This is a genomic window from Limnochordia bacterium, assembly GCA_023230925.1.
In the GTDB taxonomy this organism is placed as follows: Bacteria; Bacillota; Limnochordia; order DUMW01; family DUMW01; genus JALNWK01.
Genome location: JALNWK010000074.1, coordinates 1 through 10,381 on the forward strand (window position 1 = coordinate 1; position 10,381 = coordinate 10,381).

General features: G+C 46.4%; 8 protein-coding genes and 1 pseudogene. 1 reads left to right on the forward strand and 8 read right to left on the reverse strand.

Annotation, left to right across the window (positions count from 1 at the left end):
- Window positions 1–683: 683 nt before the first annotated feature.
- The 6 genes from M0Q40_11735 to M0Q40_11760 all read right to left on the reverse strand — a co-directional run bounded on the left by M0Q40_11735 (window position 684) and on the right by M0Q40_11760 (window position 6,450).
- Window positions 684–1,634, reverse strand: coding sequence for a CPBP family intramembrane metalloprotease (locus tag M0Q40_11735; GenBank protein MCK9223266.1), 951 nt, complete (start codon window positions 1,632–1,634; stop codon window positions 684–686).
- Between the two features lie 21 nt (window positions 1,635–1,655).
- Complete coding sequence (locus M0Q40_11740) at window positions 1,656–2,651, reverse strand: DUF116 domain-containing protein (GenBank protein ID MCK9223267.1); 996 nt, start codon at window positions 2,649–2,651, stop codon at window positions 1,656–1,658.
- Between the two features lie 27 nt (window positions 2,652–2,678).
- The gene (locus M0Q40_11745; GenBank protein ID MCK9223268.1) at window positions 2,679–3,314 is read right to left on the reverse strand and encodes a TetR/AcrR family transcriptional regulator; all 636 of its coding nucleotides are present in this window, start codon (window positions 3,312–3,314) and stop codon (window positions 2,679–2,681) included.
- A 25-nt stretch (window positions 3,315–3,339) separates the two neighbouring features.
- On the reverse strand, window positions 3,340–3,891 hold the full coding sequence (locus M0Q40_11750) for an N-acetyltransferase (protein ID MCK9223269.1): 552 nt from the start codon (window positions 3,889–3,891) through the stop codon (window positions 3,340–3,342).
- Between the two features lie 868 nt (window positions 3,892–4,759).
- Window positions 4,760–6,127 (reverse strand): IS1634 family transposase, encoded by a 1,368-nt coding sequence (locus M0Q40_11755; GenBank protein MCK9223270.1) that lies wholly within the window; start codon window positions 6,125–6,127, stop codon window positions 4,760–4,762.
- A complete protein-coding gene (locus M0Q40_11760) occupies window positions 6,124–6,450 on the reverse strand; it encodes a hypothetical protein (GenBank protein MCK9223271.1) in 327 nt (108 codons plus the stop codon). Before M0Q40_11760 ends, M0Q40_11755 begins: the two co-directional genes overlap by 4 nt.
- A gap of 437 nt (window positions 6,451–6,887) precedes the next feature.
- Between M0Q40_11760 and M0Q40_11765 the strand changes: the two are divergent.
- Window positions 6,888–7,611: pseudogene (locus M0Q40_11765) on the forward strand (ADP-ribosylglycohydrolase family protein).
- 197 nt (window positions 7,612–7,808) lie between these two features.
- Here M0Q40_11765 and M0Q40_11770 read toward each other — a convergent pair.
- A complete protein-coding gene (locus M0Q40_11770) occupies window positions 7,809–8,576 on the reverse strand; it encodes a CPBP family intramembrane metalloprotease (protein MCK9223272.1) in 768 nt (255 codons plus the stop codon).
- 112 nt (window positions 8,577–8,688) lie between these two features.
- On the reverse strand, window positions 8,689–10,155 hold the full coding sequence (guaB, locus tag M0Q40_11775; protein ID MCK9223273.1) for an IMP dehydrogenase: 1,467 nt from the start codon (window positions 10,153–10,155) through the stop codon (window positions 8,689–8,691).
- Window positions 10,156–10,381 lie beyond the last annotated feature (226 nt).

Below are 10,381 nucleotides of genomic sequence, written 5' to 3' on the forward strand. Positions count from 1 at the left end.
TCAATGCGCGCGAATTGCCTGATAACTTTTTCGATAGTTCCCAATACATATGATAATGTGCCTAACGTGCATAAACACTATTTCCTTAACCTGGTTTTGCCATCTTAGTTGCGGAAGTGCTGCAAAGCGACCCAGGAGCTTTGGCAGGAATTAGATTTCCAACAAAGTTTTTCCCGAGCTGGTAAACCAGGTGACAATGCCTGGAGTGAAAGCTTCTTCTCCATTCAAAGGAAGCTGTTTACTGGCGGCACTTCCAAACACGTGAAGAAGCCCGCCAAGCGACCTTCGCATACATTGAAGGTTTTTGCAACACGCGCCGCGTACAAAAACGGTTAGGTTATCTTAGCCCATTGGAATGGCTAAACCGTTACACGGAAGAGCTTTTAGTGAGTGTCGCTTAGTAAAGTGTCCGGGAAAGTGTTGACAACCCTTGAAGCCAAGCGATTAAGATATTTAGAATACAAGATAGTTTAGATTTGTAGAGCGTCGCCCAGCAACTCGGCGACGTTTACATGCATTGCGAGGATCTCATGCGCCCTAGTTCCCGTAGACTACGAGTCCCAATGCTGGAAACCGTTAGCTATTATGGTTTTCAGCATCCATAGTAATGAAAGTTCAACCGGCATATAGGTCTTCCCTTTCCTTTCCCAAGCAGACTGTCTGGGTCGCGTTTAATTCGTTGGCTAATGCAATTCTGGCGGACTAATCTTTGGCTGGTCTAATTGTGGATCTGCAAGCTTCCTCCACAAAACAAGTGCGCCAATAACAAGACCGACGATACTAATAAGGCCTCCAGGGCTTGGACCTAATAGTGTGTTGACACCTGGAACTGAGACTAATGCTGGCCATTCCCCGATCACATTGATAGATCCATGTAAAATACTAGCGGGAATTACACTCTTGGTCTTGATGGTCACATAAGATAACCAGATACCTAGAACAACGCAAAACAGAGTCATGACTAGGATTCCAGTATAGGGAGCTCCCCAATGATCTAGACCATAGTTGAGCCCGAAATAGACAAGCGGAGCGTGCCCTAACCCCCAAAGCACACCACTCAATAGGATCGCTTTCTTCTTGCTCATCAGCTTGAGCAAAATAGGCAACAAATAACCACGCCAGCCTATTTCCTCTCCAAAGGCAAAAAGAACCACAGGTACAACGAATGGAGAGACTAATACTCCTACAATCCCAATTCGAATAAGAGAATCAGCCGTATGAGGTAGGTCAGAGGGAACACCGAATCTTCCGTATGTTTCAATAAGCAATGTAGCGCTTAAGTCTAGATGATGGGGAAAGATCAAGAAGTAAACCACAGCACCAACGAAAGTCAGAGCGCCTGGTAAGAACGCTGCGACTAAGTATGTTCCCCAGCTTCTACGAAAGTTCGGTTTGATCATCCATGGTAATGTATCTTTGGTAATCAATCTGGTGAGTACACTAGCTAGAAGTGGGAAGAAACTAAACAGTGATAGCATGGACAATGCTTCCTTACTGGATGGATCAGGTGAACCAATTGAAAGAACCGAGGCAATCAATACAGAACCATAAACCAATGCTACGTAGAGGATTGCTCTCCTTTCTAGCAGTCTCTTACCCTTTTCTGTGTTCATATTCCGATTAAGATCTTCCAAGACTATTTCCTCCCCATACTCCTAACTAACCTTCTTAAGCAAGCGGTCCAAGTTGACCGTCGTGGTTATCCCTTGGTCATGCCAATGATTTATACATCCGCAAAAGTCAAGTGGAACACATTGAGCCGGTATTTTGTGTGAATCCAACAAGAAGCCGCCTTCCAGTAAAGAGAGTGCACAGGCCACTCCAAGGATCCCTAAATCGCCTTTCTGACGAAGCGCATTTAGACTCTCCACATGCGATACTAAAGAGGATTGATGGATGACAAATGAAACCTGAAAGCCAAGTTGTTTACCTGCCTTAGAAATGTAGCTTACTTGGCAACCATCTGTACAATGAGCGCATCTTAACCCAATTGTCCATTCAGAGGCTTGGCAGTGTAGGGGATTCAATCGCAGACATCCCGGTAAAACTATGATGCGTTGCTTCGTGCTTGAAAACCGGTCACGCCAGATTCTGTTCAGAATCTCAGCTCCCACCATATTGATATGGTATTCGAGTATCGGACTAGAGCGAAACAAGGCGTTGTACTGGTTGGAATCCCTAGGCTGATGGGTAGCCAAAAAGTGATTGCCCTGCTGAGTATACGGGCCTAGTACTTCCAAGGCCCTTTGTGCAAACCACAGCGTGATTTCACAAATCAGATTCCAAAAAGACTCTTGAAGCGGTCTGGGCTGAACAGCAAGAAACCTATACCATTCGCGCAAACGTCCACTCTGATAGGTATAGTCACTAGAGTGCTCTAAACAGTCCAAAACATATTCCAGATGAACTATGGTAGGGTGCTCACCCGCTTCAAGATTCCTATTTGCGTACACACCCATCAGGAGCAATTCTAGGCAAGTCTGTTCAACTGGAGTATGTTTCATACTTATCCCATCAAGACGCCTATCAATAATGGGTTTGACGTAATTCTGCATCTTTGTCAGCACTTCTTTAGCCAACCCTTCAGCGCTTTGATAGTACGTTTCTAAGGCATTATCAGAAGGAGTGAGTGTATAGGTAATTGGCTTCATAGCCTGTTTATCCTTTCTCTCTTCAAATTATCCGGGCTGTGCGGGGTTTTTGTCTTTTCTATATAGCTCATTGTATTGGGTAACATGCGTTTTCAGTTTTTCTATCGCCAAAGCCTCATCCTGAGGACTATTGTCGTATTTACACAGCAGCAGGAATATCGGGGAATAGAAATGTAAGGCCATTGTGTAAGCATCTCCCTCAATGAATCTGCCAGCATCAATAAACTTTTGCAGAACCCTGGCCTGGTTGTTCAACACATTGTCAATAAAGAGCTCCTTAAAGATTGCTCCTAGCTCTGCGTTTCCGTACTGCTCAATAGTAAGTAACCGCCGTAACTTGGAGATATATTCATCTTTTAAATAAAAAAGGAACATGCTAGTACACAGCTTAAGAAAGTCCTCATCGGAGATATTGTCATATAAACTGGAGACATCAGGGTCCGCTATCTGGGGTACTTTTGAGGCTTCTAGTGTTTTCTCGTATCGTTTTGAGGTCTCCTCAACTATGGTATCCAAAATATCCTTCTTGCTATGGAAATGATTATAAACCGAGCTTTCTTTGATACCCACAGCGGAGGCGATCTGCCTGATTGTTACCGCTTCATAGCCGTAAATGGAAAACAACGATAGTGCCTCATAAGTTATCTTCTCTTTCGTAGTCATGGTCCCATCCCTTCATGAAACTAAGCTAAATCAAGTCTCTATTCTCGTTATAAAACAAAGGGCAGTACTGAACAATACCCGAGACCCCTAGCAGCCCATCCTTCACCAATTCTAAGGCCAGAAGACATGGATCAGCAAAGTCCTCTGTAGTCCCGATCCGCCGTTTGGCCGCTGGCTCGAAGCCAAACTTACAATAGTAATCTGGGTCTCCCATCACAATCATCGACCTAAACCCAAGCCTTTTGGCCCGTTCTATGGCCGACCGCACAAGTTGTCTGCCAACTCCTTGCCTCTGATAGTCCCTATGAACTGCCAAAGGCGCTAGAGCAAGAGTATTGAACACCGTCTTGGGACCATTAATAGTCATTGTTGAAAACAAAATATGTCCAACAATAATCCCATCCACTTCGGATACCAAGGATAGTTGCCGTATATAAAACTGACTTGCTCGGATTTTTTCCACCAGATTCCACTCATTGAACACCGGATCCTTTCCTTCACGAGAAAAAGCACTTCTTAGAACCTCTCTGACTTTACCATAATCCTCTGGTTCTTCTTGTCGAATTAAGTAGTTCATGGTCATCAAAGTCTCCTAATTACATTATTTGCACAGATTCCTTGATACTAACCTATCCGGAAACATTCTACACAGAGCATATTCAAGTACCGCCATACTTCTTTGGAATGAAATTGCCACTGGATTACTCTCTCGGTTCAGCCCCATTGCGAAGAACACTTCTAAAAACTATTGGAGAAACAGCTGCCATCTTCCTTCCGTTGCCAAGAACCCCTATTGGAATGAAACCATTGGTGCTTATGTACGCGTACAGCGGTGTCGTTATTCTTCTACGGATCTGACTCTTCTGACAGGAAGATCCTCCAAGCCGTTGGCATCTGGCCAATTGCAGGATCAGCATAGCCACCAATTCCCGCGATCGACACAATCAGACTCCTCTTATCTTCGTCAGCCATGACACGTTTCCAATGTCCGCATATCTATTTTGCTCAAATAGCATGAGAATAAGAACTCTTAGACAGTTAGTTTCGCTAGATCATTTGCTTCCTCTTTACAGTCTCAGAATGCTCCAGTAGCTTCCACGAGAGCTGAGGACCATTTTACCCCTTTGAGCATGACTAACGATTGTTAGTCTAATTGTAACTAACAACCGTTAGTTTTTCAAGACCCGTAACCTAGTTTACGAGAAATGGCAAGAGAGTCCATCCGTTTTGACCGTGGGATGAATTGTCTTTATCTCCCGTGTTAACCCACGCAAGCATCTTACCGAACAAGGATAGCGTGCTTTTGCCTTCTAGGACTTCTTGTGCCAAACCTCGATAGTAACATCCCATCTTCTACAGCCAAAGGAGAGGAAACAGACCATAAACCCTTGCTACAAAACGGATAGCGGACCTTCTATTTCATCCCAAATATGTAGAGGAACAGCTCATTTTTTGGCCTCAGCCAAGATCTCCTTTATGGTCCCCAGAGGGAGTCTTTTATTGGTAAAATCAATCTCCAGTGCCTTTCCAATAGCGTCAGAAATCTCACTTCTGTAATCGAACAGGTATATATTCCCATGCTCATGAGAACAGGAAATCCTATTAAGATATTCAATAATCTGTTCGGCGGAGTAAAGCCTACCGGTTTTTCTCTGCAAAATCCGTATGATAGTAAGGGCTATGAACCAAGTTAGGAAGTGGGCATTAATGTGATCCTGAAGTGATACATACACCGGTCGAGTCTCCAGGACCCCCTTAGTAAGGCGGAATGTCTCTTCAACCTCCCACAGACCGTGATAAGCCTCAATCACCTCGGCATCAGGCATATCTAGTTCGCTGGTGACAATAGCGTAGTAACCGTCATACTTCTCTTCCTCAGCAACCCTTGCGGCATCAAAGACGGGTTGCTCTTTAACCGTGATTACCTCACCAGTTTTGTTGTCAAACTTCAGATTCTTGACGTACTTAGCCGCACCGTAAGATGTAGCCTTAGTGTACTTCTGGGGATTAGCGGCCAAATCATGAGCCTTCTTCACAACTTCTTCCCGCTCGACTCGAGCCTTTGTGGCATGTGCTCTGCTCCAAAAGACTACTTGCTTTTCACACACCGCTTCTTTGCCCTTTTCTCCGCTTGGCATTGTTACAATTATCTCTCGGACGATCACCCTGCTTTTGACTTTGAGGTCTACATCTTTACCAGCAGGTTGGCCATTGTTATCTAAATAGTCCTGCTCAGAAAGTACATAGTCCTCAAAAGCCTTAGTACCACCCCTAACCGAAAAACCGAAGACATAACCGTTAAAATTCGTTTCTTTTCCCTTATCCTGCAGGTAGAAAATATTATCGCCCGTATTAGTCCCCATATTGGCAACAACGATAATGCTACCTGTACCCTGATTTCCCCCGACTGCACCGATGACTGGCCGGAAGATCTGCTCTTCCACCGTATCGCCTGGAAACAGCTCATAGCAAAGCGGTATTCCACCAGCATCCATCGCCAGCCCCATTTGCATAGTTAGAACTTGGCGTTTTCCCCTTGACAATCCAGACTTACAAGACTCATCCGCCTCATCAGTCTTGAAATAGAGACCGGTGACATTGTAATAGATGATCTTAGTATCGTGTCCGTACTTGGCAGCAACCTGGGAGTTCGAATAGCACTGGAATTCCTTAGCAATCTTAGAAAAGTGAGGGAGGGAACGGTAAACATCAGCCAGAGAGAAATTGAAACGTTCGAAGTAACGGTCCCTTTCCTCGAAGGCTTGTTTCTCAGAGTCCGGAGAAAGCAGTCTGAATACCACAAGCATAATCATGATGGCGTCGTATTGTATTCGAAGCCGCAGTGCCGAGACTTATTCCTGAAAAACACATCTAGACCAAGTTCGTGATAGATCTTGACTATGGCGGCATAGCCAAAGTTTTTCCTACTATCGCTATCGAAAGCAAGCTTTTCATCCATATTAATTGATAATGTCACTTTCTTTTCAGCGTCTTCCTCTTCAGTCATCCTGCGGGCGACTTCTTTGAAATAGGCGACCGGGTCATCGTACTCCTTTTCCAGTTCATCTAAGTAACCAGAGGGATTTGATCGTCTTCGCCCTGGGTTTACCAGCCTTATCGCGGTAGGCTTTTTCAATAGAAAGGTAAACCCTGCCGTCTTTCCTGCGGGATTGCTTAAGATTCAAAATGGCACCTCCATTGATGTGGCTGGATAGTTGTGCGTATTCTGGGTCAATTCCGACAGGCTATCCGGTTCCATTCAGACACCTTGTTAGACGCAAAAAGTATATCAGATTTGTGGATTCATGTCAGTAGCAGTTGCCTGCAGAATTTGGTGGGGTTTTGTTTGGATTCACCCCCAAGCTCAAAACAATACGAGTTGTGGATAACTCGAGCAAGAACCGCTCTGCAATCGTGCTATCCTCAAAGAGATTGTACTACTAGGCAACAGACAGCTGGGCACCGATAATGGTGCCCTTTGCATAAGTTCTATCATCGATGACCCCAAGTAGATCACTGTTTGACACAGGATCGTATTCAGAAAGATTAAAAACAGCGCGGAGAGAGGCACTAATGCTTGGAGCAACTATCGGCGACATCGTAGGCTCGATCTACGAGTGGAACAACATCAAAACAAGAAACTTCCCACTGTTCCATGACGACTGCTTCTTCACTGAGGACACGGTAATGACCGTCGAAGTTGCACAGGCCCTCAAGACGACGATCAGCCTGATGATTTTATAGACGCGGTGAAAGAGTACGGTCGACTGTACCCCAATGCCGGGTACGGCGGTCGGTTCGGAGAGTGGCTCTTTTCTAACGCTCGCAAGCCTTACAACAGCTGGGGTAACGCTTCGGCGATGAGGGTGTCACCCGTGGCTTGGTTTTATGATACACTTGGCAAAGTCAAACAAGGAGCCGAGGTCAGTGCCGCCGTAACACATAACCATCCCGAAGGCATCAAGGGTACGCAAGCCACCGCTGCTGCCTTCTACCTTGCTAGGACCAGCAAGTCCAGGGTCGACATTCAGGAACAGACTGAGGGCAAATATTGTTGTGACCTAAGCAGGACGTTTGACGAGATTCGCCCGATCTATTGCTTCAATGAAAGCTGTAAGGGCGGTCCGGAGGTGATTATCGCTTTGCTTGAAAGCACAGACTTCGAGGACGCAATCCGAAACGCCATCTCCCTTGGCGGTGACAGCGATACCCTCGCCGCGGTAACCGGGAGTATAGCGAAGCCGCATATAATATGCCAGAGACGACACGGAACAAGGCTCTGGGCTATTTGGACGAACGGCATTATTCCCGCAGCGCCCTACTTATAACACATAAGACTAGGATAAGGGTTTTTAGCATTCTCCCCAGGGATGGCTATGCACTGAGCAATGCCACAAAGAGTGATTATCTTTGGCTTTTCCAGGTGACTCCTCTACACCTGGAGAACTTAGCTTTGGGGAAACCTCCCTTGGTGAAGAGGGAAATGCACGGGCTTTATTGGTAGGTTAGCACTACCGTCTGTAACAGAATCAAAAGCACAGCTATCCCGTTAACCGTAGCATGGGCAATTATGCAAGGTACAAGGCTCCTTGTTCGTTCATAGAGAAGGGCCAGTAGCGCCCCCAACACGAACACCGGAAAAAAGTTGATTATATATAAGTGCGCCAAACTAAAGAAAAGGCTACTGAAAACCATGGCACCTGTGGTACCCAATCGTTCTTTAAACGCCCCAAGGGTCAACCCGCGAAAGAACAACTCCTCCGCAAAGGGAACAATGACCACAATGAGTACTCCTAACGCTAGAACGTATACCACTGGCAGGGATAGGTCGAATAATCGTGAAGACATCTGTTGCTCGCGACCGACCCACTGTTGTACCAGTTGGGTGGAACCAGTCAGTCCTTGAACAATCCTCTGAATAAGAACCAAACTGACCCTCCCTGTCAGCACATTTACTGCAGAGAGGAAAAGACCGTAGATTACCCCTGTTTTTATGTACCCCCTTCTGCGAGGACGCCCAAAGCCAGTTAGTACCTGGGGCGCAATTTGGATAAGCCCAATATAACTGCCTAGTGCCAGGAAAACCTCTTGGAAGAATAGGGAGAAAATGAGGACCAAACCGCCTACCTGGGACGGGTCAAGTTCTGGTCTTGCCCATTTCAACAATCTTTGGGTAATCAGACCGGTTAGTTGAGGCAAGATCAGCATACTAATCATGAAGATACTTACTACCACGAAAAAACGGGAACTAGGTCTAGCCATCATCCTCCCCCTTTTATCGGATTCCTTTCCTACTAAAGCATATTCACATCAGCAAGTTGGCAAAACTAGAATCACAAATAAAAGGAGGGACGCGAGGCCCTCCTTTGGAATGTCACAGATAGAAATGGTAATTCGGGGCTTCTTTGGTGATATGCACATCGTGGGGATGGTTTTCCTTCACAGTTGAAGCACTAATCCTAATAAACCTAGCCTTCTCTTGGAGTTCTTGAACGGTCCCTACTCCGCAGTAACCCATACCTGCACGAAGACCACCAATCAACTGGAAAACAGTATCACCTACTGTTCCTTTGTAAGGCACTCGGCCCTCAATCCCTTCGGGAACAAGTTTCCGAGCATCTTCCTGGAAATAACGATCTTTACTGCCTGCGGCCATGGCGCCTAGGGAGCCCATCCCTCGGTATACCTTGAAACTTCGTCCTTGGTAAATCAGGGTCTCCCCAGGACTCTCCTCGGTCGCAGCCAGTAGATTACCTAACATGATCACATCTGCACCAGCTGCGATGGCTTTCACGATATCCCCGGAGTACCTGATACCACCATCGGCAATAATCGGAATACCCTTTTCCTTAGCAGCTACGGCACAGTCAAAAACCGCCGTCAACTGCGGCACACCCACACCAGCCACCACCCGCGTGGTGCAAATAGAGCCAGGCCCTATTCCTACTTTAACAGCATCCGCCCCAGCCGCGATTACATCCTTCGTAGCCGCCGCGGTAGCCACGTTACCCACAATGATATCGACCCGGTTGCCGTAAAGGCCCTTAAGCTTCTCGGCGGTTTTAAGCACCCGGGTTGAATGGGCATGGGCTGTGTCTACACAAAGGACGTCTGTGCCTGCAGCGATCAAAGCGGCAGCTCGATCCAACGCATCCTTGCCCACACCAATGGCTGCCCCCACCCGAAGACGTCCTTGTTCGTCCTTGGCAGCATTCGGATATTGAATGGCCTTTTCAATGTCCTTGATTGTAATAAGGCCCTTAAGCATAAAATCCTCATCCACTAGGGGTAGCTTCTCAATGCGGTGTTTATGCAAGATCCGCTTGGCCTCATCCAACGTGGTGCCAACCGGTGCCGTAATCAAGTTATCCTTCGTCATCACATCACTGACCCGTTGGTCAAGGTTTTCCTCAAACTTCAAGTCCCTATTGGTCAAAATACCTACCAGTCTGCCGTTTTGGGTAATGGGGACACCGGAAATATGATACCGAGCCATAATCTCCAGGGCATCATGGATAGTATGCTCAGGAGACAAGTAGATGGGATCGACAATAATCCCACTCTCACTTCGTTTGACCTTGTCTATCTCACCGGCTTGGGCCTCAATGCTCATGTTTTTATGCACGATCCCCATACCGCCTTCTCGGGCAAGGGCAATGGCAAGACGGGCTTCGGTCACTGTATCCATGGCCGCGCTCATCAAGGGTATATTCAATGTGATCCTAGCTGTTAACCTGGTTTTGGTATTAACTTCACTAGGCATCACTTCTGATCTGGCCGGTTGCAGTAACACATCGTCAAAGGTTAGTCCTTCTCGGCCGAATTTGGTCTTGTAGTCCATCATTCCCACTCCCGTTTCTGTATCCTTCAAACCTACATTTACTTCACATTTTCTCAATTATACTATTCCAATCACATCGGATGCAAGCAAAAACGGCTTTCTACCAGCACTTCCGCAACAGGGTTCGAAATGACCCTAATGTAAACCAGTCGGGCATTCCTATTGTTTTTGGCGGTTGAAAAATCTGGGGGAAGAGACAGGACCCCCTTTCCCCCAAAGAATGTAA

Excerpts from the sequence above, each read along its gene's own strand:
- M0Q40_11740 (MCK9223267.1), bottom strand. The coding sequence starts at position 2,651 with ATGAAGCCAATTACCTATACACTCACTCCTTCTGATAATGCCTTAGAA.
- M0Q40_11745 (MCK9223268.1), bottom strand. The coding sequence starts at position 3,314 with ATGACTACGAAAGAGAAGATAACTTATGAGGCACTATCGTTGTTTTCC.
- M0Q40_11750 (MCK9223269.1), bottom strand. The coding sequence starts at position 3,891 with ATGAACTACTTAATTCGACAAGAAGAACCAGAGGATTATGGTAAAGTC.
- M0Q40_11755 (MCK9223270.1), bottom strand. The coding sequence starts at position 6,127 with ATGATTATGCTTGTGGTATTCAGACTGCTTTCTCCGGACTCTGAGAAA.
- M0Q40_11770 (MCK9223272.1), bottom strand. The coding sequence starts at position 8,576 with ATGGCTAGACCTAGTTCCCGTTTTTTCGTGGTAGTAAGTATCTTCATG.
- guaB (MCK9223273.1), bottom strand. The coding sequence starts at position 10,155 with ATGGACTACAAGACCAAATTCGGCCGAGAAGGACTAACCTTTGACGAT.